This window comes from Acinetobacter sp. PC34 (assembly GCF_051789135.1).
GTDB classification, from domain to species: domain Bacteria; phylum Pseudomonadota; class Gammaproteobacteria; order Pseudomonadales; family Moraxellaceae; genus Acinetobacter; species Acinetobacter johnsonii.
In genome coordinates this window covers 90293-115795 of sequence record NZ_CP196664.1, presented here as the reverse complement: position 1 = coordinate 115795, position 25503 = coordinate 90293, and the positions used below count along the sequence as shown (strand labels likewise).

23 protein-coding genes and 1 pseudogene are annotated in these 25503 nt (G+C 42.9%); 11 read left to right on the top strand and 13 right to left on the bottom strand.

Annotated features, from left to right (window positions below; all coding sequences use genetic code 11):
- Nucleotides 1–72 precede the first annotated feature (72 nt).
- Nucleotides 73–1005 carry an IS5-like element ISAha2 family transposase gene (locus ACSC9N_RS00540; RefSeq protein WP_001040037.1) on the top strand — a complete coding sequence of 311 codons (933 nt, stop codon included), beginning with the start codon at nt 73–75 and terminating at the stop codon, nt 1003–1005.
- A 23-nt stretch (nt 1006–1028) separates the two neighbouring features.
- Here the strand turns inward: ACSC9N_RS00540 and ACSC9N_RS00535 are convergent, their stop codons facing one another.
- From ACSC9N_RS00535 to ACSC9N_RS00510, 6 genes are all read right to left on the bottom strand, one after another.
- Nucleotides 1029–1526: a hypothetical protein gene (locus tag ACSC9N_RS00535; protein WP_395474989.1), complete on the bottom strand. Its 498-nt coding sequence runs from the start codon at nt 1524–1526 to the stop codon at nt 1029–1031.
- Between the two features lie 28 nt (nt 1527–1554).
- Nucleotides 1555–2550, bottom strand: coding sequence for a TniB family NTP-binding protein (locus ACSC9N_RS00530; protein WP_255031929.1), 996 nt, complete (start codon nt 2548–2550; stop codon nt 1555–1557).
- The gene (locus tag ACSC9N_RS00525; protein ID WP_395474988.1) at nt 2550–4466 is read right to left on the bottom strand and encodes a Mu transposase C-terminal domain-containing protein; all 1917 of its coding nucleotides are present in this window, start codon (nt 4464–4466) and stop codon (nt 2550–2552) included. The genes ACSC9N_RS00530 and ACSC9N_RS00525 overlap by 1 nt, the downstream gene beginning before the upstream one ends.
- Entirely contained in the window at nt 4456–5091 is a 636-nt protein-coding gene (locus ACSC9N_RS00520; protein WP_061524353.1) for a TnsA endonuclease N-terminal domain-containing protein, read from the bottom strand. The genes ACSC9N_RS00525 and ACSC9N_RS00520 overlap by 11 nt, the downstream gene beginning before the upstream one ends.
- 91 nt (nt 5092–5182) lie before the next feature.
- Nucleotides 5183–7063 carry a DNA topoisomerase IV subunit B gene (parE, locus tag ACSC9N_RS00515; protein ID WP_004978337.1) on the bottom strand — a complete coding sequence of 627 codons (1881 nt, stop codon included), beginning with the start codon at nt 7061–7063 and terminating at the stop codon, nt 5183–5185.
- A 14-nt stretch (nt 7064–7077) separates the two neighbouring features.
- Nucleotides 7078–7653, bottom strand: a complete 576-nt coding sequence (locus tag ACSC9N_RS00510; RefSeq protein WP_201706918.1) for a YqiA/YcfP family alpha/beta fold hydrolase — start codon at nt 7651–7653, stop codon at nt 7078–7080.
- A 240-nt stretch (nt 7654–7893) separates the two neighbouring features.
- Between ACSC9N_RS00510 and ACSC9N_RS00505 the strand changes: the two genes are divergently transcribed.
- Nucleotides 7894–9225, top strand: coding sequence for a PGAP1-like alpha/beta domain-containing protein (locus ACSC9N_RS00505; RefSeq protein ID WP_078388291.1), 1332 nt, complete (start codon nt 7894–7896; stop codon nt 9223–9225).
- 56 nt (nt 9226–9281) lie between these two features.
- Here ACSC9N_RS00505 and ACSC9N_RS00500 read toward each other — a convergent pair whose 3' ends face one another.
- Both ACSC9N_RS00500 and gshA read right to left on the bottom strand, forming a co-directional pair.
- On the bottom strand, nt 9282–9797 hold the full coding sequence (locus ACSC9N_RS00500) for a disulfide bond formation protein B (RefSeq protein ID WP_058870537.1): 516 nt from the start codon (nt 9795–9797) through the stop codon (nt 9282–9284).
- A gap of 19 nt (nt 9798–9816) precedes the next feature.
- Nucleotides 9817–11394, bottom strand: coding sequence for a glutamate--cysteine ligase (gshA, locus tag ACSC9N_RS00495; RefSeq protein WP_004691780.1), 1578 nt, complete (start codon nt 11392–11394; stop codon nt 9817–9819).
- 225 nt (nt 11395–11619) lie between these two features.
- On the opposite strand from gshA, the pseudogene ACSC9N_RS00490 reads away from it, so the two are divergent.
- The 5 genes and pseudogenes from ACSC9N_RS00490 to ACSC9N_RS00470 all read left to right on the top strand — a co-directional run bounded on the left by ACSC9N_RS00490 (nt 11620) and on the right by ACSC9N_RS00470 (nt 16848).
- Nucleotides 11620–12154 (top strand): annotated as a pseudogene (locus ACSC9N_RS00490) (DUF924 family protein).
- A 38-nt stretch (nt 12155–12192) separates the two neighbouring features.
- A complete protein-coding gene (locus ACSC9N_RS00485) occupies nt 12193–12762 on the top strand; it encodes a CC0125/CC1285 family lipoprotein (RefSeq protein ID WP_279691142.1) in 570 nt (189 codons plus the stop codon).
- 16 nt (nt 12763–12778) lie between these two features.
- Entirely contained in the window at nt 12779–14086 is a 1308-nt protein-coding gene (locus ACSC9N_RS00480; RefSeq protein ID WP_439036096.1) for a DUF445 domain-containing protein, read from the top strand.
- A 112-nt stretch (nt 14087–14198) separates the two neighbouring features.
- The gene (locus ACSC9N_RS00475) at nt 14199–15356 is read left to right on the top strand and encodes a methionine aminotransferase (protein WP_279663624.1); all 1158 of its coding nucleotides are present in this window, start codon (nt 14199–14201) and stop codon (nt 15354–15356) included.
- 124 nt (nt 15357–15480) lie between these two features.
- Nucleotides 15481–16848: an MATE family efflux transporter gene (locus ACSC9N_RS00470; RefSeq protein ID WP_395474984.1), complete on the top strand. Its 1368-nt coding sequence runs from the start codon at nt 15481–15483 to the stop codon at nt 16846–16848.
- A gap of 99 nt (nt 16849–16947) precedes the next feature.
- Here the strand turns inward: ACSC9N_RS00470 and ACSC9N_RS00465 are convergent, their stop codons facing one another.
- Complete coding sequence (locus ACSC9N_RS00465; protein ID WP_005401472.1) at nt 16948–17787, bottom strand: SDR family NAD(P)-dependent oxidoreductase; 840 nt, start codon at nt 17785–17787, stop codon at nt 16948–16950.
- 203 nt (nt 17788–17990) lie between these two features.
- Here ACSC9N_RS00465 and ACSC9N_RS00460 point away from each other — a divergent pair, with 203 nt between their 5' ends.
- From ACSC9N_RS00460 to phoR, 3 genes are all read left to right on the top strand, one after another.
- Entirely contained in the window at nt 17991–18689 is a 699-nt protein-coding gene (locus ACSC9N_RS00460; RefSeq protein ID WP_062031860.1) for a TetR/AcrR family transcriptional regulator, read from the top strand.
- Nucleotides 18690–18903: 214 nt separating this feature from the next.
- Entirely contained in the window at nt 18904–19614 is a 711-nt protein-coding gene (gene phoB, locus ACSC9N_RS00455) for a phosphate regulon transcriptional regulator PhoB (RefSeq protein ID WP_004691794.1), read from the top strand.
- Nucleotides 19615–19623: 9 nt separating this feature from the next.
- Nucleotides 19624–20982, top strand: coding sequence for a phosphate regulon sensor histidine kinase PhoR (phoR, locus tag ACSC9N_RS00450; protein ID WP_004691795.1), 1359 nt, complete (start codon nt 19624–19626; stop codon nt 20980–20982).
- A 95-nt stretch (nt 20983–21077) separates the two neighbouring features.
- On the opposite strand, the gene asd is transcribed toward phoR, so the two are convergent.
- The 3 genes from asd to pncB form a co-directional block, all read right to left on the bottom strand.
- Nucleotides 21078–21929 carry an archaetidylserine decarboxylase gene (gene asd, locus ACSC9N_RS00445; protein WP_234963304.1) on the bottom strand — a complete coding sequence of 284 codons (852 nt, stop codon included), beginning with the start codon at nt 21927–21929 and terminating at the stop codon, nt 21078–21080.
- Entirely contained in the window at nt 21926–22774 is an 849-nt protein-coding gene (locus ACSC9N_RS00440; RefSeq protein ID WP_184117891.1) for a sulfurtransferase, read from the bottom strand. Before ACSC9N_RS00440 ends, asd begins: the two co-directional genes overlap by 4 nt.
- 163 nt (nt 22775–22937) lie before the next feature.
- Nucleotides 22938–24149, bottom strand: coding sequence for a nicotinate phosphoribosyltransferase (pncB, locus tag ACSC9N_RS00435; RefSeq protein ID WP_184117890.1), 1212 nt, complete (start codon nt 24147–24149; stop codon nt 22938–22940).
- A gap of 300 nt (nt 24150–24449) precedes the next feature.
- Here pncB and dtd point away from each other — a divergent pair, with 300 nt between their 5' ends.
- On the top strand, nt 24450–24890 hold the full coding sequence (gene dtd / locus ACSC9N_RS00430) for a D-aminoacyl-tRNA deacylase (RefSeq protein ID WP_148825294.1): 441 nt from the start codon (nt 24450–24452) through the stop codon (nt 24888–24890).
- Nucleotides 24891–24994: 104 nt separating this feature from the next.
- Here dtd and ACSC9N_RS00425 read toward each other — a convergent pair whose 3' ends face one another.
- A complete protein-coding gene (locus tag ACSC9N_RS00425) occupies nt 24995–25474 on the bottom strand; it encodes an SCP2 sterol-binding domain-containing protein (RefSeq protein ID WP_004691804.1) in 480 nt (159 codons plus the stop codon).
- Nucleotides 25475–25503: the final 29 nt, after the last annotated feature.

The following is a 25503-nucleotide window of genomic DNA, read 5'->3' as shown; positions in this document are numbered from 1 at the left end:
TTCTTTTGAAGCCAGATCGGCTTTGTTGCACAAACCTAGCCTATAAGGTTTATTCAGTCCTATAATTTCAAAATGAATAAACCTACTCCTAAAACTTATCGTACAACCAACTGGTCTTCCTATAATCGCGCTCTCATTAATCGGGGCAACATTTCCATTTGGTTTGATCCAAACACTCAGTGGTATGCACAACCACAAAACAAGCAAGGTCGAAATCAAACTTACTCCGATACGGCTATTCAATGCTGTTTAATGATCAAATCTTTATTTAGACTCTCTTTACGCATGGTCACAGGTTTTGTTCAAAGTCTGATTAAACTTTGTGGATTAAATTGGACCGCACCAGATTACAGTACGCTTTGTCGAAGACAAAAACATATTGATATTGCGATTAGCTATCAAAAAAGTAGTGATGGGCTACATCTACTCGTCGACTCAACTGGCTTAAAGTTTCTAGGTGAAGGTGAGTGGAAACGTAAGAAACATGGACCTGAATATCGTCGCCAATGGCGTAAGCTTCATATTGGCATCGATGCTGAAACCTTGCAAATACGTGCAGTACAGCTTACTACAAATAATGTGAGCGATTCGCAAGTACTCGGTGATTTACTTGCTCAAATTCCCTTAGATGAACGAATTGATTCGGTCTATACCGATGGTGCTTATGACACGAAGCACTGCAGACAAGTCATTCTAGATCGAGATGCACATGCGCTCATTCCGCCAAGAAAAAATGCAAAACCATGGAAAGATCAGAAATTGAGATCTTTAGAGCGGAATGAGTTACTGAAAACAGTTAAACGTTTAGGAAGAACGCTTTGGAAAAAATGGTCTGGTTATCATCGTCGAAGTTTAGTTGAAACCAAGATGCATTGCATCAAACTATTAGGTGATAAATTAACAGCAAGGAGTTTTTCTAGTCAGGTGAATGAGATTCATGCACGCATAGCCGTATTGAACAAATTTACAGAATTAGGTCGTCCTCATACCCAAGTTGTCACTTGAATTCTGTTCAAATGAGCAGAGTGTTATCTTTTAAATCTTTGTGCAACAAAGCCAGCCAGATCCGCAAAATAGAACCCATCTGGTAGTGGTGAAGTACTTAGTCCGAGCTTACTCATAGAACACTTTATTAAACCGCAATATTCTTCTTTATTTTTAGTTTTAAATGCTTGCTGTAATGGCTCACATGTTTTACTGGTATAAGCTTCTGGCCCTACGCATTCGTACTCAGCTATCTTATTCCATGACCATATCTCTGGGTATCGATCAAGACACTTAAAACATTGTATCTGCATAATATCTGATACTTCTTTTTGATCAATACCAAGCTCAAGAAATAGCCCAGAAATGGCCCTATATCTATCCAAATTATTAACAGAATAGGTGCGATACCACTTTTTAGAAGAATTTACTAGAAATTTTTTAAAAGCTTTAATATCCGAAAAACCATTTTTCTTTCCTAAATCATTCAAGTAATCATCAAATGTTTGCTGATCATTTGGTCGTGATCGATCAAATAACACAATGCTTTACCTTGAAATAAATTATCATTTACCCTGCCAAACAAAACACTTTATTGCCTTTTGATACGCCGAACTCAACATATTCAGCATCGATGATCGCATTTTTATTTGCCCTATACCCAAAATGCCAGTCTGAATGAACGATGAGTTCTCTCAACACTAACTTGTCAATCGGCAGTAAAAAAGCATTATTTCGCTCATCAATACCATAGCTGCTAAGAACCTCGGCAAACAAATCCGTATCTACTTTCATGTCTTCCATTTCAGACATCATCTTAGCATCTCGAACAAGATTAGCCGTAGCTGCTAGATTTCCACTCGTTGCACTAAAACACCTTAGCGACATTGTAATTTCTTCTAGTTTAATCTTTTTAGAAAGCCCATATGCCTCAGATAGGCACATCAAGAGTCTTCTGTAATCATCACGCTCTTCGTTACTGCTAATCCTAAAGGGTGGAATGGTGTAGCGGTATGATATTCGACGTGCTAATTGCTGATTTGATTCAACGAGATATCTACTCCAAGGCATTCCCATAAAAATAATCGGTATCTCTGTATCATTGATTAGGTCTTTAAATAAATCTGCAATTCCTGTAACAACCTTTGCACTACGACGTTCAATGATCACCTGAATTTCATCAAGGATCAGCAACTCTATGCCAACCACCTTAAGCAACGTAATCAATCGCTCATAAAGTTCACCTTTGTTTCTCGCACCTCGTCCGCACTGTGGGTCGCCAATAGTGACCAACAACGATCTTAGGAATTCTTCTGGTGTAGAAACAGATCTTAATTCGTAGTGTAAAACAGGGATATGTGTCCGCTCCACTTGCTCTATTTTCGGATTATTCTTTGCATAATATTTTGCTAACTCAGATTTCCCACTTCCAGATTCTCCAGTTACCAACATGCAAGAAGCAACACCATATTTTTTCTTTTTATTGCGCAAAGAATCAAATAAGTTCACCATCTTTGTAAGAAATGGACTTTTAATGAATGGACGATCCTCGAAAGTAGTTTTCATTAGCCCATACTCCATCCATTTAAGCTGAGATTATCCCCATCATCTTCAAAATCAACTTTCATCGTACGATGTGAATTGTCCACCACAAGGCTGATATTAGGGACACCTGTTTTATCCGATCTTGCGGCTTTAGATGTTGTTACTTGCTTACTTCTTCGAACATTTCTTGCATGATATTCTTCACGCTCTTTAGCAAGTTGAATTTTAGCCTTTTGGAGATTCAGATTATCAAATTTTGATTGTCGAGCAGCTCTTGCAGCAGCTCGAATCTTATTATGTTCAAACTCAGAAAGATTGGAAGCATAAGAATATTTCAGGCAATCTACTTTTAAATAGACCTTATTAATCTTATCTAGCACCAAGATATAACCAATATCAAAAGGATTGTATTTTACAATTACTTCCCCAGGCCCATCTCTTCTATATAAATCTTTAAGAAGACTTGAGTCATAGTTCATCGAAAAAATTTCGATACCACTTTTATTCAGCGTACGTGTGGCAGTAGCCAGTAAAATAGTAGTCAACTCCATTTTATCTTCTACTGGCACCGGAAAGCACTCCTCCGAGCTAGCCCAAATTTCATAAGGTGTTAAATCTGAGTCTTCTAGAGGTGTATGGTGATACTCTTCTGTCACCCACTTCAAGAAATAGCGTTTAAACTCTGAAAATGTGAGCGCAGCTTCTTGCCTTGCGTCATAGCCATCACCAGATTTACCAATTTTTCTAACCACACCAGGCAAATCGTCAAGCACTAGTGCATTGACTATACCGAAAAAACGTTCAATACGACTTTTATAGTTACCTTTACGAATCGGACAATACTGAAAAACTGTCCCTATTTCATCCGCAACTGCAATAAATTTCTTACCCCAAAACTCATTCCCATTGTCTGTTACAAGCGTCGAAGGAATTCCATGAGCAGGCCAAGAACCGTCCAATTTCAACTCGTTCATAAAGTCATTTTTCGGTAAGAATGCATTCAAACAAGCCAAACAAACTGAGGCATATGAAGGTGCTTCAAAAGAAATTTGGAATCCAAGTAACATTCCAGAATAATGATCTATCAAAGCAGTGATATTAGGTCGGCCAAGTAAAGTCTTATAGTCATCATGTAGAACATGAATATCCAACTCTGTATGATCAAGCTCAACACGCTCTAAGACTCTAGTAGTAGTTATCCCACTTAATGCTTTAGCTAGCTCCGCCTGCAAAACTCGAGCACCGTATCGCCCTTTTCTCTTAGTTTGGTAAAGCCCACTTAATACACGGTTCTGAACAGTATGATATGTTGGTTTCTGAAGTGGTTCATCAGGATGATCTAAATTGTGTGACATAATTTTAGCTTCAACATTACGAACCACTGAAGCCATTGATGACTGGCTGAGTGTATAATATCGCTTTGCACAATATTCAATAATTTCAACAACCTTAGCATCAATCTTAGGATTTCTATGCCCTTTAAATCGATGCTTAGGATAAAGACCTTGTATCTTTAGACCTGCCTCGACAAAACTAGCATACCAACTTCTTACTGATTGCCAATGTGGTGCTTTCTCACCTAATTCTAAAGCGACTTCCTCTATCGTATTTCTGGCACTTTTCTCAGTGATTTTACTAATACCATTTTCTTTAAGCCTTTTGATATATTTATATTTTCTATTGGTTTCACGCTGTTCAGCTTCTGAAAGATCAATAAACTTAAGATCCCCAAAATCTCGCGATTCCGCAAGAAATTTGATACCTCCTGAAGCGTAAACTGTACCTAGTTCTTCTCGACTCAATCTAGATACGGCACCATTCTCAATATCTACTAAAACGACTTCTGCTTTTCCTACAGACCGAACCATAGCACGATGACAAGGAATACCCTTGTTAAACTCAATGATTACACCTTGTTCCCATAACTCAACAGACATCGAATTTCACCTCTGTTGTCATACTCAATGGCTCAGAGCGCATATCAAATCGCAAATACCCTAGCGCAATCCATGAATATATTTCTCTCAAGTGCGCTCGATCACCAAGTCTATGCACTAACTGTGCTAATGGCATCGAATCATTAATATCTTCGGCGCACTGCTGAAGATTCTTCATTTTTAATAAAGGGCGCTTTTTATATTGGTAAAGCTTTTCATAGTTTGATAGTAATGGCTGCTGATAGATTTCAATTTCACTCACTATCAAGAAGTCTGTATTAGTACCTTGCAAGAAATTGGAAAATCGAGAAAAGAGAAATTGATAGTGTTCAGTTTGAGCATTTTCAGAGGGTTTGACCTCTACATATTTCCTAACACCAGAAGTATAAATAACTTCAAAATCAGGTGTATAGATATTACATTCTCCATCATTATCAGAAACTTCAAATTTTCGAGGTTGCGGAAAATATGTCTCTACCTCAGTGTCAAATTCTAAATGAAGACAATATTTCGACTCTAAGATGGATTCAACAAGAATTGTCTTTCCATCATTCGCTTTTATTGAAGGAAAACGAACAATATTCTTAACAGCAGATTTCTGAATTTTGCGCGCAGGGCTATTCATTTTCTAGCTCATCCTGAACTTCCTTGTTCAAATTATAAGCTTTTTTATAAGTTTATCCTACAATTTTATAAACTTATCCTACAATCTACACTTAAACCACTAACTCGGCCAAGTTACCTTTCTGCTCTAACCATTCTTTACGGTCACTGGAGCGTTTTTTTGCCAGTAATTTGTCCAATAAACCTGCGGTAAAATGACTGTCATCCAAGTCTAACTGCACCAAACGGCGTGTATTTGGATCCAGCGTGGTTTCACGCAGTTGGCTGGCATTCATTTCACCCAAACCTTTAAATCGAGTAATTTGCGGGTTCTTGGTTTTGCATTTTTTCAACATGCTTTCAAGCTCGTCATCGTCCAAGGCATAGTGCACATCTTTTGCATCATCAATTCGATACAGCGGTGGCATCGCCACATACAGATGTCCCTCTTCAACCAAGATCGGAAAATGTTTCACAAACAAAGCACACAGCAGCGTCGCAATGTGTAGACCATCCGAGTCAGCATCGGCCAAGATACAGATCTTGCCATAACGTAATTCGGATAAATCATCCGACCCCGGATCGACCCCGATCGCAATGGCAATGTTATGCACTTCTTGCGAAGCCAAGACTTCATCAGAAGAGACTTCCCACGTATTTAAGATTTTTCCACGGATAGGCATGATCGCTTGGAAGTTTTTATCACGCGCCTGCTTGGCTGAACCACCCGCAGAATCCCCTTCCACAATGAACAGTTCAGACTCTTCTAAGGTATGCCCAACGCAGTCTGACAGTTTTCCGGGCAAAGTTGGCCCTGCCACAATTTTCTTACGTTCGACCTTTTTCGCAGCTTTCAGACGACGACCTGCTTTTGAGATCGCCATTTCCGCCAACTGCATAGCAATATCGGAATTTTGGTTCAACCACAGTGCAAAAGCATCTTTGGCAATGTTTTGAACAATGCCCGATGCTTCACGGCTGGATAAACGCTCTTTGGTTTGGCCTGAAAACTGTGGCTCTTGGAACTTCAACGATAAAATATAGTTCACGCCATCCCAAACGTCTTCAGCCGACAGCTTCATATTGCGTGGCAGCAAGTTACGCAGTTCACAAAACTCACGCATCGCATCGGTCACACCTGAGCGTAGACCATTCACATGGGTGCCGCCCTGTGCCGTTGGAATCAAGTTCACATAACTTTCTTGAACCAATTCGCCGCCATCGACATTCCAACAAATGGCAAATTCAGCACTGGCACGCTCAGCATCTCCTGTTGCCACAAAGGCTGGATGAGGCAGAATCTCACGATCCTCAATTTCATCCATCAAATAATCGACGAGGCCATTTTCAAACTGCCAAACGATTTTTTCGTCATTGATTTGGTCGACATAATTGATTTGCAAACCGGCAGCCAAAACAGCTTTGGCTTTTAAGTTGTGCTTCAGCGCTTTCAGGGCAAATTTCGGTGAATCAAAATATTTAGCTTCAGGCCAAAAGTGAACGGTGGTTCCTGTCGCACGCTTCGGAGCTTTACCTTCTAATACCACCAAGGGCGCAGTCGGTTCACCGTGCTCAAAGGCCATTTGGTAGAGGTTGCCTTGACGCTGAACTTCTACTTCGACTCGGCTAGATAAAGCATTCACCACGGAAATGCCTACGCCATGCAAACCACCTGAAAACTGGTAGTTGTCGGTACTGAATTTACCACCTGCATGCAGCTTGGTCAGGATGATCTCGATCCCGCTTTGACCATATTCGGGGTGAATATCGACAGGCATGCCACGACCATTGTCTTCGACTGAGAGTGAACCATCTTTATAAACGGTGACGGTAATTTTGTTGGCATGACCGGCCAGTGCCTCATCGACTGCATTATCAATAACCTCTTGCGCCAAATGGTTTGGGCGTGTGGTATCGGTATACATGCCGGGACGACGACGTACCGGATCTAAACCAGATAATACTTCAAGCGATTGAGCCGTATATTGAGACACGTTGTACTGTTTCCTTATTTTAAGCAGTCCGATAAAAACTGTAATGCCATCGGTATTTTGTCTGCGAAATCTTCCATCGCATGATTGCCTTGCGTTTCCGAGATCACGAGCGCTGCGCCATTATAATAGCGCTGTGCTTCACGATAATCCAAAACTTCATCGCCTTGTTGCAATAACACTAAAATTTTGTCTGCATCTTGCACAAATGGCAGTTCAATCTGTTCTAAATAGTCCAATTGCGCATCATCGAGCGTCCAATGTTCATTGACTCTATAGGGCAGTTGCGTCGCACCAAATAGATCTCGGAACAAATGCCATGGTTGCATAGCCGGATTGATCAGCACAGCCGGTACTGCCAACTTCGCGACCAGTTGTGTCGCATAAAATCCACCTAAACTACTGCCCACCAGCACTACCTGATCCAACTCCTGAATCAAGGCGGCCAATTTTTCTAAGGCCAAATGTGGCGGCATGTTCAAGTCTGGCAAATGCACGTTCCAGTGTGGACGAGATTCGCAATAGCGTTTCAGCAATTGACCTTTAATCGATAAAGAACTGCTTTGAAAGCCATGTAAATAAATAATATTCATGCTGTACATTTACTCTTCTACATCATTTTTATTGAACTCAAAAGAGGTGGCATCAGCCGACTGTATTATTTTGTATGGATATAAAAATTGTCAGACAAAAAAATAAGGTCATCTGTGTATTCATCGCTATTGTAAAAGTTGTTCGAGATGAATTAGATAAGCTAGAGTGCTAAGAATTTATACCGTGATCGTTGAAAAAAATAAAGTCCCTTTGGACACAGAAACACAAGGGTAGAAAAAATGCCAAGTTTAACGCCTCTGCACGAGACCTATTGTAAATGGGATCGTACTCCTCCCAGCCAAGCCGACCTGCTTGAAGGGATTGCTCAGTTGGTGACAACCCGCTTAGGCGATGTCGTCCACGATTTAATTCAGGCCATTCAACGAGAAATTTTAATCAGTATATTTGGGATGAATGAAACCAGTTCCAAGAAGTTTCTGTCGACACGGTCAATTGAAGAAATTTACCAGTTTTCCTTCAATACCTTGCAAAACTACGGTAGCTATTTATTGGCGCCAAGTTTGCGTCATATCATTGAAAAATTTCCAAATTTGCATCGCAAACCCTTAACCCCAACCATGCATTATTTAGTTGGTGCAATCAACGGCGTTTTGGGCGACTATTTACTGAAATATCACAACCCTGTGGCGCTACCGATGGTGTTTTATGATCATTACGGTGCTATCCAGCAAGGCGAGTTGTCTGGTCGCGTGGTGATTATGGTCCACGGTCTATGCATGAACCATTTGTACTGGAGCACGGCGCGTTATGGCGGTATAGGGGAAAAACTGCTGGCGCAACGTGCACAAAATACCATGCTATATCTCAACTACAACACGGGTCGTCGTATTTCAGCCAATGGGCGTAGCTTTGCCAACTCACTACAAGATTTACTCAACCGCAACCCACGGATTAGCTCGATTGATCTGATTGGGCACAGTATGGGCGGACTGGTTTCGCGCAGTGCGCTGTTCTACGGCAAACAAAATATGCAAAGCTGGATTCATGTGGTGGAAAACATGGTCTGTATTGGTTCTCCGCATCATGGTGCGGCTTTAGAACGTTTTGGCTTTCATTTGCAGGACAAATTGGGACGTTTCCCTTTTGTCAAAATTATTGGGCATATCGTCAACATTCGCAGCAACGGTATTTTAGACTTACGTCATGGCAGTGTGCGGGACGATGACTGGGAACATAATGAAGCGCGTATTGGTCATGTTGATGACAACCGTAAACCTGCTCCATTGCCCTCCCATATCAATACCTTCTTGGTGGCAGGTACCATTGAGTTTGAACATCGAAAATATCGTGCGCTCAATGTGATTGGGGATTATTTGGTCAGTGTGAAAAGTGCCTTAGGCGAGCATATGAATCCACGCTTTCAACTGAAAGTCCCCGATTCACATAAAGCCATTTTCTATGGCTTAAACCATTTTGAGCTACACACCCATGCCAGTGTTGCCGAACAAATCGTCAATTGGTTCTATCCAAATCCAACTGAAACGGAATATGGTCAAGTGCATGAATATATGATCGGGTTGGATGACTTAGAGGGCATTGCGCTCACCTAGGCCCCCTCATTCACCTCATAAAAAAGCCAACATCACGTTGGCTTTTTTTATCTTTATTATTTTTTCTTCGCGTGGCTTGGATATTTACGCAACAATTGCCACAGACTAATCAACGCCAGTGCCACAAAAAACACCAAAGACCACACAGGTAAAGACTGACCCAAGAAAGTCCAGTCTACCAGTGCACATTCACCTGAACCTGTTAAGACTTGCTCAAACACAGCACGCAGCGGCAACGTGTCTAACCAATAATCCAAGCCTGGGCCACAGCTCGGCACTTGATCAGGCGGTAAGCTCTGTAACCAAACGTGACGTGCTGCCACACCAGCCGACCATAAGATCGAGAGGCTGCCTAAAAATGCATAAAAGCGTTTAAAACCATTCGATGCTGGGTTATGCAAAAAGGCAATCAGCGAAATAATCCCCAGTCCAATCAGTCCCACACGTTGGAACACACAGAGTGGACATGGGTTTAACTGTAGCGGGCCATGCTCTAAATACAAGGCAAAGGCCATCCCGATGATACTGGCTAAAACCAAAACACCACTCACGAAGCGATAACTCCATTGCATGGTCAATCCTCTTAATTTTTTATCTAAATTGTGCAAGATACTGTTCAAAACTCAGTTGACTGTCTTGCTCTAATTGCTGTTGTTGTTGCAGTGATTGCGTAGCTAAATCGTCAAAATAAGCCCATGTCTCTGCACTCAACTGATGACGCTCATAACTCGATGCATGTTGTGCGGCCATTTGGCTACCAAAGCCCCATGTCCCACCCGCTTCCAGAGTATCTTCGATCATCTGCGCCGACAAAGTATCATCAACTTCAGCGACTCTCTGTTGCATGACTGTCATCGCTTTGCTATAGAGTGTGGTGCCATAGCACTGATCTAACAACACAACCAGTTCTTGCATCGCCTCTAAATGAGACTGACTCCATGCTTCAATTGGGAACGATTGCTCACCCACAGTAATTGCAGCATTCGGTGCACGACCACGATTGACCACTTCCGCTTGGTTTTTCTCGATTTGATCTTGCTCTGCAGGTAATAAATCTGGGCTATCCAGCAGTAAGCAATACAGCGCCAGCACTTCTAAGAAACCTGCGGTATCTTCATTGATCCCAATTGGGCTATACGGATTCACATCCACCGCACGTAGTTCCACATAACCGACACCACGATTGCTCAGCGCTTGTGATGGTGTTTCCCCTGCTTGCGGCACTTGCTTTGGCCGCACCAAACTGTAGTACTCATTTTCAATTTGTAGGACATGATCATTAATTTGAATCGGTTCGCCCTGCGCATCGTTGAGGCCTAAGCGACTAAACGGCGCATAAGCCGTTTTGACTGCTTTTTGTAGGCCTTCGAGATAACCGTCGATATTGTTGTAATGAATCCCGAGCTGCTTTTGTGCTGAGTTTTGATAACCAAAACGTCCCATTCGCAAAGCAGTTGCATACGGTAAATACAAGGTCCCGCGCAGCAATGGCAACAGATGATGTTCACGCCCTGTCATAAAACACTGGCAGACCGATGGACTTGCCCCGACCAAGAACATGACCAACGGTGTAAGGCGAATAAAGTTGCGGATCAAACCAAAATAGCGGTGACTACGATAGTCTTGTGCAGATAAAGCTTTTAGTGCCTCATCTGTTTCGTGTTGTTGTAATTGTTCAAACAGTTGATCAGGAAAAGATAAGTTATAGTGTAAACCTGAAATGGTTTGCATACGACGACCATAACGTACCCCTAAACCATGGCGGTACAAGGTCTTGAACTTCCCAATATTTGAGCTGCCATATTGGGCTAAACGGATTTTATCGTCATTGTCATCCAACATACATGGCATCGACAGCGGCCAGAGCTTTTCACCATGTTCCAAATGACGATGCGCCACGCTATGAATGTCTTTTAAATAATGCAACGCCTCGGTAATGCTAGGCTGGGGCGGTGTAATAAATTCTAATAAAGCTTCCGAATAATCCGTCGTGATATGTGGATGAGTCAGCGCAGAACCCAAAGCTTGAGGGTGGTCGGCTTGTGATAAAAAACCATCACTTTGCATGCGCAGACTTTCACGCTCAATCCCGCGTAACATCCCTTGCAAAAGTGATGAATTGACCCAAGTCGGTAACACAGCTGTAGATTTAGATGCGGGTTGACCCATTACAATCTCACTTTTTGGAAGAAACAATTACAACGACGAATAAAATAAAATCATCAGTTTATATCAGTATAACGTGATTTTAATTCGGCACATTACACCCAGTCCTATTTTCAAGTAAACCATCTGTTCTATTTTTTCGGAAAATATTTATCACAAAGTTACGCTATTAGACATGTCAAAAGTGTGATTGTATTGAAGAATAAATGCTAAAGAATTGTAAACTTTATGAATTATCAAGAAATTTTAGATTTTTGGTTCGATCCCAAAAACCAAAGCTGGTGGTTTAGCCAAAATGATGCGTTCGATGCACTCATCGAAGAAAAATTTAAGACAATTCATCAACAAGCGGCGCATGCTGAGCTATGGTCTTGGCGCAGTAGTGCTGAGGGGCGTTTGGCTGAAATTATTGTGCTCGACCAACTGTCGAGAAACCTGTATCGCAACAGTTCTTTGGTCTTTGCTCAGGACGCTTTGGCCTTGGCTTTGGCACAAGAAGCCATCACGCTAAAACTGGATGCAGCACTGCCACCCACGTAGTTTTTTATATATGCCCTTTATGCATAGTGAATCGAAACTTATTCATCAATATGCTTTAAAATTATTCGAAGACTTAGGCAATCCGATTAACCTCGATTTTGAACAGCGTCACAAAGAGATTATCGATCGTTTTGGACGCTATCCACATCGGAACCAAGTCCTTGGCCGCAACTCAAGCCAAGAAGAATTGGATTTTTTGACTCAGCCCAACAGCCATTTTTAACTGTTCGGCTTCTCCCTCTGTGCTAAGGAGTCTATCTCATGAAGAAAATTTTAATCGCCTGTGCACTGGCGACGGGTCTGAGTTTAGTAGGCTGTGCCTCTACCCCCTCAAAGCCCTTAACCTTCGACCAGTTAGGTCGGTTTAGTAATACGCCTTTAAACACTTCGACTTATCGCATCAGCTTCCAAGCGCGTCCAAATATGAGCTATGGCACGGCTGAAGAAATTACCTTGGTCAAAGCCGCGCAAACTACGGTGCAAAATGGTTATCGCTTCTTTAAAGTGCTGAATGACCCAAGCAACCAAAACCAACCCCCAAGGCAGGCCGTGGTGTATTCAAACCCAATGCCTTACTACCCATATGGTTATTATTCTCGCCATCCAGCCTTTTGGCCTGATCCGTTCTACGATGTACCACGTGTAGTCGACATTGACCCCGTACAAGTGTCATACAGCATTCAATGCTTTAAAGACCAAAAATCTGCACCAAGCGATGCCTTTGATGCCACGCTGATTTTAAAATCGCTGGGTGGAAAATACGGTTTGAGCCCAACTGGTGAAGTGCTCCCACCGCCTGAACCTGGCAGCCCCGCGTCGACCAGTAAATAAAGCATAGAGCCTGCCTATGAATGAACCTCAAGCCGTCCCATCGAGTCTGAAACGCAGCAAACGTTTTGCCACCATTGCCCTAATCACGGCAGTGGTGACATGGCTGCTGCTGATGGTCGTGGCCAAGTTTGTCCCCACAGACAAGGTTTGGATCATTCATATTTTAATGTTATCCGCAGAAGCAGGTGTGGTCGGTGGCTTGGCTGACTGGTATGCCATTACTGTGCTGTTCCGTAATCCCTTTGGAAAAATGCCGATTCCAAAGTTTTTACGCGATCACACCGAAATTATTCCTCGTAACAAAGACCGTATTGCAGAGTCTATGGGCCGCTTTGTACAAGAGAACTTTCTTTCTCCACAAGTGGTGGAAAAAAGCCTGCAAAGCACCGACCTGTCTTTGGCCGTTGGCCAATGGCTTGCCAACCCACAAAACAATCTGCAAGTCACCCAAGTCATTCAACAAACTGTGCCTAAAGTCTTTGAGTTTGTGGGCCAAGAACAAATCGGACGCTTTATTCAAAGTAACAGCGTGCAGTGGGTGCGTAACACTCAGGTCAATCATTTGGCCAGTGAAATGCTGCGTGCAGTGCTGGAAAATGATTTCCATCAAGATGTATTACAACGCGGACTCGACTTGGCACATGACTGGATGACCCAACATCCTGAACAAAGTCGTGAGTTGACCCGAACCTTGTTCAAAGAACTCGGGGTTTGGAAACTGGCCAAAGGGGCCAGTTGGATTGGCATCGATGTGCAGCAAAGAACCATCGACTCACTCATTCAACGAGTCGAATCGATGTTGGCCGATCCTGAGCATCCATGGCGTCAAAAGATTGAAGCAATAGGACACGCGCTTATGCTCGAACTGGCAGACAGCGACAGTAGGGCCAGTCAGCGTTTAAACCAGACCAAAGACGCCCTGCTAGATAGCCCACAAGTGCTGAATTTTATTAGCGGTGCAGTGGTAATTTTATGTGATGCCATTAAACAAGACTTGCAAAAACCATACTCTGGTATTGCTCACAACATCCGTGTATCCATTCAACAAATCGGGGAAAACATCATCTCCAATCAAGCCGTCAGAGACTTGCTTAATCAACGCCTCAGCGGCATTGCGGTCAATCTCAGTGACCAATATAGTGAAAAAGTCATTCGTTTTATCAGTGAACGTATTCACGAATGGGACTCCAGTGTGATGATTGACAAGATCGAAAATGAAGTCGGTGGCGACTTGCATATGATTCGGGTCAATGGCGTCGTAGTCGGTGCATTTATTGGCTTAGCACTGGGGATTATTCGCGCGGCAGTTGAACAGCTCTTATAAAAGCAATCCACAAAAATGCATGCTTCACCCCTGCCCTACATGCAAAATTTGCATAAGTAAAAGGGGATGAATATGCTATTTTGGGCTGATATTTAGACACTTTTAAGCATTCATGATTCAGTTGCCTTCATCTAAACTGCCTGCACAAGGCGTCACTATTTTCAGCACTATGACTGCCATGGCACAGCGCTTAAATGCACTAAATCTATCCCAAGGTTTTCCAGACTTCGAAGCTCCTGCTGAACTGCTGGATGCTTTAGCACAGGCCACTCAAAGTGGTTTCAATCAGTATGCTCCAGGCGATGGAGTCTGGTTATTACGCGAGCAACTGGCGCAGCAATTTGCACACCGCGATCAGATTCAGCTCGACCCGATGACTGAAATCACCATCACTCCGGGCGCAACCATTGGCCTTTTTGCCACCATTCAAGCCGTAGTCCATGCGGATGATGAAGTCATCATTTTTGACCCCAGTTATGACAGCTATGCGCCAAGTGTGGCTTTGGTTGGGGGCAAAGCCATTCATATTGCGCTCCACCCCCCACATTTTTCGGTCGATTGGGAGCAGGTCAAATCAGCCATCACTGCCAAAACCAAACTGATCATTATCAACACACCACATAACCCAAGTGGTGCCATTTGGAGTAAGCAAGATTGGTTGATGCTGATTGAACTGATTTGCGACACCAATATTTTAGTCCTGTCCGATGAAGTCTATGAACATCTGGTATTTGATGGTCAACGTCACTATTCGGCGCTGTCTTTTCCTGAACTGCGTGAGCGTAGTGTAGTGGTGGGGTCCTTTGGCAAAACCTTTCATGTGACCGGTTGGAAAACCGGCTACTGCGTTGCTACACCTGCGCTGATGCAACTGTTCCGTCAGGTCTATCAGTTTGCCAACTTCTGCGGAGTCACCCCAGTACAACTGGCGTTAGCCAATTATATGCAGCAACATCCTGAGCATATTCAAAACTTAGCGGGCTTTTATCAAGCAAAACGCGATCGTTTTATTGAGGGTTTAACCGGTTCACGCTTTCAATGGCTGCCTTCGCAAGGCACTTACTTTCAAAATGTCGACTACAGCCACATTCGTCCCGATTTAAACGATGTTGAATTTTGCCGCTTTCTGGCAGAGCAGCATGGCATTGTTGGCATTCCTGTTTCCGTGTTTTATCAGCAGGCACCAGAGGCTTTGCGCATGATTCGTTTTTGCTTTGCCAAGACCGATCAAACCTTGGCTCAGGCAGCTGAAATTTTGCAAAGCGTTTAAACCTTTTTCAGCTTTACTTTTGCACAAGAACAGGCTTCGCTTACTGAAATACATCGGCTTTTCAGCACCGAACTATGCTAGGGTAAGCCTTAGAAATGTAATAAAAATAACCTCAGGATGACTTATGTCAGCACACCCCCCATTGGTGCAACAACAAAAGCTATGGAAAGCCTTTTTTATTTTCCTGATGCCTTTGATTGCCACCAATATTCTGCAAAATCTGTCGGGTACAATTAATACCATCTTTGTCGGACAGATGATGGGTGTGCAGGCGATTGCAGCGGTTGCAGTGTTCTTCCCCATCCTATTTTGCTTAATGGCCTTCGTAATTGGGCTATCTGCGGGTTCTACCGTCTTGGTTGGTCAAGCATGGGGCGCACAGAATATTGAAAAAGTCCGTGCGGTAGTCGGCTCCACTATTTTTATGACCCTCATTGGTGGCAGTTTTATTGCATTTTTAGGGGTGATTTTTGCGCGACCAATTTTATCGGCTTTGGGTATCGATGAAGATGTTATGCATCTCTCGCTACCTTATGTGCAATGGATGTTGGCAGGTAGTCCCCTACTGTTTGTATATATTATTTATACCTCAATTTTACGCGGTGTCGGAGACAGCACGACACCTCTGATTGCTTCTGGCATGACCATCTTGATTGGGCTTTGTGTCACGCCAGTTCTGATTGCGGGTTATTTTGGCTTTCCCAAACTGGGGATTGTTGCACCTGCCATTGCGACCATTTTAGGCTTTGTTTCTGTGCTGACCTTTTTGTATTTCTATTTGAACTATAAACAGCACCCACTCAGGCTTGATGCACAACTGCTACGTCATATTCGCTTTGACCGCCAGCTGAGTAAAATCATTCTCCGCTTAGGGGTTCCAACAGGCGTTCAAATGATCACCACCTCGGTTGCGGGTCTTGTGATTGTGGGCCTAGTCAACCGCCATGGGGCCGATGCGACCGCAGCCTATGGTGCGGTCAATCAGGTTCTGAATTATATTCAATTCCCCGCCCTGTCGATTGCCATTGCTGCATCGATTTTTGGTGCACAAGCCATTGGCGCAGGCAAGTCCGAGTTATTGGCCAAAGTCACACGTACCGCGCTCGGCATGAACATTATCATTACGGGCTCTTTGGTGGTTTTGGCCTACCTCTTCTCCAAATACCTCATGGCACTTTTTATCACGGACCATGCAGTCGTTGAGTTAGGGCAACAGCTGTTGTTTATTGTTCTGTGGTCCATTTTATTCTTTGGTGCAAGTGCCATTTTTGCCTCCATTATGCGGGCCAGCGGTACAGTCACCATGCCCATGATCATCAATATCATTGCGATTATTGCGATTGAAGTGCCCTGTGCCTACTTATTTAGTGAATGGTGGGGACTGCAAGGGATTTGGTATGCTTATGCGCTAGCCTTTGTCAGCTTATGCATTATGCAGGGGCTTTATTATCAATTTGTTTGGAAGAAAAAGACCATTGAAACGCTCATTTAAAGTTAAACGGATATTTAATAAAACAGTTTTTTGATCATGACACTCTTTAAAATAAAGTATAAAAAAACCCGCCAAAGCGGGTTTTTTTACATCACAACATTAAGACTTTCTTTGGCTTAATTTGGTCGCAAAAGCCGTCACTTTTTGGTAGCCCGTCGGTAAGATACGCTGAATCAAATCTAGCGTTTTCGCATCATTACCAATCAATAAACGACGCTTGTCTTTTTGTACCGCCTCTAAAATTTGACGTGCCGCTTCTTCGGGTGGACAGCGTAATAATTTATTAAAGGTCTGCGCAGATTTCTCAGGGTTCATCCCGATGCTACGCAAGCTGTCATTCACTTTGGCAGCATTGGCAATATTGGTTCGAATCCCACCCGGATGCACGCACAACGCGCTCACGCCAGAGTTTTCCATATCTAACTCTTGGCGTAATGACTCGGTAAAGCCACGCACCGCAAACTTAGTGGCATTGTAAGCAGACTGAGTCGGTTGAGCGGTTAGGCCAAATAAGCTGGAAATATTGATGATATGCCCATCGCCTGTTTTCTTAATATAAGGCAAAAACTCTTTGGTGCCATAGACCACACCCCAGAAATTAATCCCCACGATCCATTCCAGCTCTTCATAGGATGCACCTTCTACGGTTGAACCCAAAGCAACGCCAGCATTATTAAAAATCATATTTACAGAACCATGATTTTGTACAGTTTCTTCAGCCCACGCTTGCATCGCTAAACGGTCTGAGACGTCTAATTTTTTCGTGGTGACGCGTACATTGCTGCCTTGTAGCAGTTCAACTGTTTTCGCTAAACCTTGCTCATTGACATCACTCAATGACACATGACAGCCCGCCTTGGCCAATAAAAGTGCCAATTGTTGGCCAATACCCGACCCAGCGCCTGTAATGGCTGCAACTTTATTTTTAAAATTCTTCATGAGATTGTGGTTGTCCTTTATCTTTGTACATCGACTGTAGATACTTTTTTTATAATTGACAATATCAATTGTCATAAATTTAATAGCCAAAAGTGTCAAGTCCATGAAAACCAGATAGTGATTAAAGCCTACGCATAGGTAGAGTCATGGTTTATTGCTAAACTATACAAAACCTTGGCTTTAAAATAGGGCGATGAAATCTGATGACGGCATCTGAACCAGTACAAAAAAACAGCGACAACAATAAAATTAAAGAAAGACAATTCAAAGGCTTATCGCTTTCTGAACGTAAACAGCTGCGTCGTGAAAAACTCATTGAAGCAGGAATTGAAGCCTACGGCACTCACGGCTTTTTTGCCGTGACGGTGAAAGATATTTGTAATGAAGCCAAACTTACTGAACGTTATTTTTATGAATCGTTTAAAAAAAGTGAGCAACTGTTTCAAACCATTTTTTTAAAGCTGATTGATGAGTTACAGCACAATGTCATGCAAGCCATTATGCAAGCCTCTTCAGATCCACACAAAATGATTGATGCTGGACTGCGTGCCCTGCTCACCACCTTAAAAGATAATCCCCGCATGGCGCGTATTATTTATATCGATGCAATGTTGGTCCAAGAATTACATAACCAAGCCACCATTCATGAAACCATGACCCGTTTTGACCGAATGATTCAGGCCTTTGTGATGCTAATGATGCCGCAAATTAACCGGTCCGAACGAGAAATTTCGCTGGTCGCCACAGGTCTCAATGGCTATGTCACACAAATTGCGATCCGTTGGGTGGTTAGTGGGTTTAAACAATCCTTTGAAGAAGTTTTATCCTCCAGCCGTATTGTGTTTATTTCACTCCTAGAAACCTTTTCAGACCCGAATACACGGGCAAAATTGGATGTCTAAGACTTTTCATTTGGATGCAATCGGCATTTCCGAATGCAATTTAGATTAAACTTCCATTAATTTTGAATCCCAATATGACGATTTTTTGTCACATTTTTTTGCAAATTTCATCAATCGTCTGTTTTTTGCAATGATACTGTCATAATTAATCTTTGTAATAAGCCTGTCATAAAATTAAAACGGCCTGCCGTTACCTACAATAGGATATTGCGTTGTGAAAGATGACTACATTTTAATCGTCGATGATGAACTTCCCATTCGAGAAATGATTCACACCTCGTTGGATATGGCAGGCTTTCAATGCTTACAAGCAGAAGATGCAAAACAAGCCCACCAAATGATTGTGGATCAGCGCCCTGCTTTGATCTTGCTCGACTGGATGATGCCTGGTGGCGTCAGTGGCGTAGACTTATGTCGCCGTCTCAAGCGCGATGAAAATCTCTCTGAAATTCCAGTCATTATGCTCACGGCACGTGGTGAAGAAGACCATAAAGTACAAGGTCTGGACGCTGGTGCAGATGACTACATGACTAAACCGTTTTCGACCCGTGAATTGGTTTCACGCATTAAAGCCGTTTTACGCCGCGCTAATGCGCTCAGCGGTGAAAAATCGATTGATGCCAATGGCTTAATCTTAGACCCTGTCAGCCAACGGGTCAGCTTTGGCAATAATTTCCTCGACATGGGACCAACCGAGTATCGTTTACTGGCCTTCTTCATGACTCATCCTGAGCGTGCCTACACCCGTGCACAACTTCTTGACCAAGTCTGGGGTGGAAACGTGTATATTGAAGACCGTACCATCGACGTGCATATTCGCCGTTTACGTAAAGTGCTTGAGCCTTATGCGGCAGATCGCTTTGTGCAAACAGTTCGCGGTACAGGCTATCGATTCTCTACACGTGCGGATATCGCCCTAGGTTAATTTTGTTTTATGTATGAACCCTACCCGGTCCCTGAACTTGCGCGCGAGCATAAAAAAACGCGATACAGCAGTTTATGGGGCTTTGCCAAACAGGACTTACGTCTCCTTGCCTTTTTCTTGCTGATTGCAAGCTTGATTGGTTTTGGCGTTGGTTATTTTTGGACGTGTATCTCCTTTGCCTTTGCCGTTTTTTTCATTCTGCAAATGCGCTCTTTGTATTTGGTCAATGACTGGATTTCCAATCGTCCCTACGAAGTTCCACCCAACCTTGGGGGCATTTGGGGGGCATTATTGTTCAATGTTTATCGTGCACAGCGCCAAGAACGGATTGTACAAGCGGAAATGGTCGGGTTGATTGATCGGGCACAGTCATCATTGGTCGCTTTGCAAGAAGCCGTGGTGCTGATCGATGACATGCAACAAATTGAATGGTGGAACCCTGCCGCAGAACGATTATTAGGCATCGAACAAAATGACCGTGGCCGTAATATTTTGACTTTATTACGCCAACCGAGTTTTGTGGATTATTACAATAATATTGATGCGGCACCAGATGGCTTAAAAATGAAGTCATCCAGTTTTGATGAACATTATGTTCAAGTCAAAATGACCCGATTTGGGGGTGAAAGTCGCTTACTAGTCGCCTATGACGTGACCCGTATGCATAATCTCGAACAAATGCGTAAAGACTTTGTCGATAACATTTCACATGAACTACGCACACCGCTCACAGTACTCAGTGGTTATATTGAAACCTTTACAGACCAAGAAGATCTCAACCCACGTTGGAAGCGGGCCTTTGACCAAATGCAGGCACAGGCCAAACGCATGAATGCCTTGGTGAATGATTTGCTATTACTGTCACGCCTAGAAAATGACAAGCAAATTGCTAAAAATCAAATCATTGATATGCCTAGCTTAATGAACCAACTTTATGACGATGCGCATGCCTATAATATTGATTATGGGCATACGCTCAATCTCGATATCGACAGTCACTGCGACTTAATCGGTTCAGATATGGAGTTAGCCAGCGCTTTTAGTAATCTGATTACCAATGCCATCAAATACACGCCGAAAGGTGGAACGGTGACCATGGGTTGGCATGACAATGGTGAACAGGCTTATTTTACTGTGGAAGATACTGGTATAGGCATTGATCCTAAGCACCTGCCCCGTTTAACCGAACGCTTCTACCGTGTTGACAGCGCGCGCAGTCGACAAACGGGTGGCACAGGCTTAGGACTCGCAATTGTGAAACACGTATTAATGCAGCACCAAGCACATTTAGAAATTGAATCCAAAGAAAATCAAGGCTCTATTTTTAAAGTGATTTTCCCCAAAGAACGCACCTATAATCCTGAATAAACCTTTCTTCAAAAGCATGAAAAAAGCACCGATATCGGTGCTTTTTTGTCTCTCACCGTCCCTTTAACAAGGACGGTGACCGAGAGCTGAAACGATTAAACTGTATGTCCCATCACTTCACCCATCACCACAGTCGAGTTGGCTTTAAAGGCTGCATCCCACGTCATTTTGTCTTTTTCAAACAGTACCACAGCGGTTGAGCCTAAGTAAAAGCGACCCAGTTCAGCTCCTTTGTCCAAGAATAAATTATGCTGATTTAATTCTAAACGGCCAGTAGGCTTCACTTTTCCTGTTGCAACAGTTTCAATCCCCGCCACAATCATGGCGCCAACGAGAACTACGGCCATACGGCCGATTTCTGTATCAAATAAACAGACCATACGTTCATTTCGGGCAAACAAGCCTGGAATGTTTTCAGCAGTGGTTTGATTGACAGAGAACAATTCACCCGGCACATATAAGGTTTCCGTCAATGTGCCTGCAAATGGCATATGCACACGGTGATAATCTTTAGGCGATAAATACACCGTTGCAAACTGACCATTTTTAAACGGTTCAGCCAACTGCGGATCTGCAATTAAGTTATCAACGGTGAATTTTTGCCCTTTGGCTTGGAAAATATCACCTTCCACAATTGGACCCAACTGTGAAATCGCACCATCCGCAGGCGATACAATACTGGTCGCATCGGTATCAATATCACGTACACCCTCTTTTAATGCACGGGTAAAGAATTCATTAAAGGACTTAAACTTCAGTGCATTGCTCTGCTCAGCAATCGACATATCAATGCCATACTGCGCTTTAAACGCAGTGATGACCGCATTTTTCACAATCGGATTTTCGCTGGCTGCGACTCTGCCCACGACACGTGATAACTGATGTTGGGGTACAACACGTTGAGCTTGAATGAAAATTTGTTTTTTTAAGCGTGATGTGAGGCTCAAGACGGCATCTCTCCGGTAATGATAGGACTGTCGAGGCGGTTGCCCCATTCACTCCACGCACCGTCATACGCCTGAATATTCCAACCCAATAAACGACCTAAAATATAAGCCAGTCCTGAACGGTGATGTGACTGACAGTACACCACCACAGGTTCATTTAAGTTAAAACCCAATTGTTCTAAGCGTTGCTGCGTGCGTTCTAAAGGGTGCAATCTTAAATGATTTTCACGGTTAAGGGCAGTACTCCATTCAAAATGTAGTGCATTTGGAATGTGACCGCCGCGTCGCGCTGCAAGACGCAGGCCGGTATATTCGTCTTCTGTGCGGCAGTCCCAGAGTTGGACTTGGCTGCTTTGAACTTTCTCTAATAACTCAGCATATTCAATTCGATACTGCTGTATTTTGGCTTGATCGACCTGTACTAAAGCACTGACAGGTTCAAACTGTTCCACTTCAGAAGTGGTTGGAAGTCCTGCTGCAAGCCATGCATGAATTCCACCATTCAGCAGACTGGTATTTTCAAAACCTAAGCAGTGTAAATTCCAAATCAAACGCCCCGCCCAAGCGCCACCTTCATCATCGTAAACCACCACATGATGCTCGGGTGAAATATTCAGATAACGAATCAGTTCCTGTAAACCTTCTACATCGGGAAGTAATCCCGTAGCTTGTTCATCTTGGCGCACCAAAAATTTCGGCTTTAAATGCAAAGCATGTGGAATATGCAATTGGTCATAGACTGAAGCACGGCTTAAATCGACGATGCGTAATTTGTCATTCCCTAAATGCGGAATCAACTGCTCTGTGTCTATCAACAAGCCAAAATCAAAGGCAGAATGTGTCATATTATTTCGTATGTTTTCAGATCATGCTTTGATCTTAGCACAACTCATTTTTACAATTATTCTGATTTTTTGCATTCTTTTAGCAGAATTATAGATATCACTATTCGCCAGTTTTTGAATACAACAATGCCAGAATGGATTCTGGCATGGTATATATTCTGGATTAATTGGTTTCTGCTTCAGCAATCTCAAAAACCTGACGTAAATACGCCAAAAAGGTATCGTTATCGGTCATGGTTTTACCCGGACTGTCTGAGATTTTCGCAACCGACTGGCCATTACATTCGACCAGTTTGAGCACAATATTTAATGGTGTTTGTCCCATATCATTGGTCAAATTGGTACCAATTCCGAAACTGACTTGGAAACGGTCTTTGAAATAGTTGTGCAGATCCCATGCTTTCTCTAAATTGAGTCCATCACTAAACGTTAGCATTTTGGTTTTACTGTCAATTTTCAACTTTTTATAGTGAGCATAGGCTTTATCGCCCCATTCATACGGGTCGCCACTGTCATGGCGTAAGCCATCGAACAATTTGGCAAAGTACAAGTCAAAATCACGCAGGAATGCATCCATCCCCACCACATCCGTCAAAGCAATACCTAAATCACCACGGTACTCTTGTACCCAGGTTTCCAGTGCTGATTTTTGGAAATTACGTAAACGTACATCCAACGCTTGGAATGCTTGTAGGAATTCATGTGCCATGGTCCCAATCGGGGTCAGACCCAATTGCTTTGCAATTAAGACATTGCTGGTGCCACGGAAAATATGCGGTGCAGCTTGATTAAACACTTCAATCACATGTTTTTGCCACGCCAAACTATAGCGACGCCGTGTACCAAAATCAGAAACTAAAAATGGGGGATCATTTGGCGTTTGCGATGTTTCATAGTGTTTTAATAAGGCCACTTTAGCCTGTAGTCGACGTTCACCTTCAGCCATCACCTCATCAGTTCGAATACGGCTGAAATACAACTCGTTGACGATGGCAAGCACAAAGATTTCAAACATCATGGCTTGAACCATCGGCCCTTCAATTCGAATGTCTAAACGGCCTTGGTGATCGATACTGGCCACAATAAAACGGCGTTTGAGCTGAAACAACTCTAAATAATCGACAAAATCACTTTTGATAAAGCGCAAACCACGCAGGTATTGCAGCTCATCGTCTTGAAAACGTAATTGGCAGAGCAAATCTAATTGGTGATTTAAATCATCAAGAATGTCGACCAAAGGATAGACCGTGTCATCCAAATTGCGACAACGGAACTGGTACACACTATGCGCTTGGGGAAACTTATGCAGGACCACCTGTAGCATCGTAAATTTGTACAGATCAGTATCTAATAAGGATTGGATGATGGCAGACATATCATTTTCGGTTTTTAGCAACTTATTGCATTAAAGCACATTTTTTTAAACTGCATAGCCATGTTTTGGTAATTCGGTCTTGCTATTCGACCAATTACTCGATAGATCCTTGTTTCTCTTGATTCAGAATCCAACTGTTGCTGTCTTTGCTGTTATCGCTCTTAGCTTATGCTCTTTTCCTTAAACCTTGCAATGAATATCAACGCAATTGCCTTGTTTTTTCAATCGATATCTCTCCTGTGCGGCACTTGGTTTGCTACAATTTCAGTCTGCACAATCAAATAGTAGATAGAATCAGTCATGCGGGCCTTATTACAACGCGTTCTCGAAGCCAAAGTGGTGGTCGATGGTGAAACCACAGGCGAAATTCAACACGGTATCTTGGTTTTCTTAGGTCTTGGGAAAGAAGACACTTTAGACAAAGGCAAAAAAATGATCGATAAAATTTTAAAGTATCGTTTTTTTGACGACGAACAAGGCAAAATGGGCTGGAATGTCAGCCAAGCCGGTGGTGGGATTCTTCTAGTTTCTCAATTCACCTTAATGGCGCACACCCAAAAAGGTTTACGCCCTGACTTTGGACCAGCCATGTCACCAAATGATGCCCAAGCCTTATACGAACAACTGGTTGAATATGCCAAGACCCAGTTTGAGCATGTGCAAACCGGTATTTTTGCTGCCGACATGAAAGTACATTTGGTCAATGATGGACCCGTGACTTTCAATTTAGAAGTCGAATAAAAACACCATGCATAAAAAAGCCCTCGATAGAGGGCTTTTCGATTTCATCACTCTCAATCTGCCTTTTATAAAGGAGACGAAATCGAGACGTTTAAAAAATCTTTTTACTTACCTGTTTTTTCTTTTAAAAATGCGCGAGCGGCTTTAATTTTTGCTTTCACAGGCTTTGGTAGCTTGGGTGGAACCAATTTTGCAACTTGGTTAAACCAAACCAAGAGACCAAAATCACCTTCCATTTTAATGCTGCCGTTTTGCATGCCCGTCATAAATGCGGTTGGGTCACCTTTGATTAAAGTTTTCACACCCTGCTCACTGTCCGCAAACTGTAAAATAAAATCGGCTTTTTCGGCATCACCTGAAACGGTATCAATCTGACCATTGTTCACAATAATTTGACGCGCCATACCCAGATCCGTACCAATTTGAATACGGAACTGACGTTCATGAACTAATTCAATAAATTTTGGACTGGTACGCGCCAGCTGTTTCATACGAAGTGCCAAACCAGTAACCATTAAATCCAGCGGATCCGTGCTGACATCAACCAATGGAAGTTTAACCACAGGAATTGAAGATAGTTTCATGACATGAAAGCCTATTGTAATTGTTGATA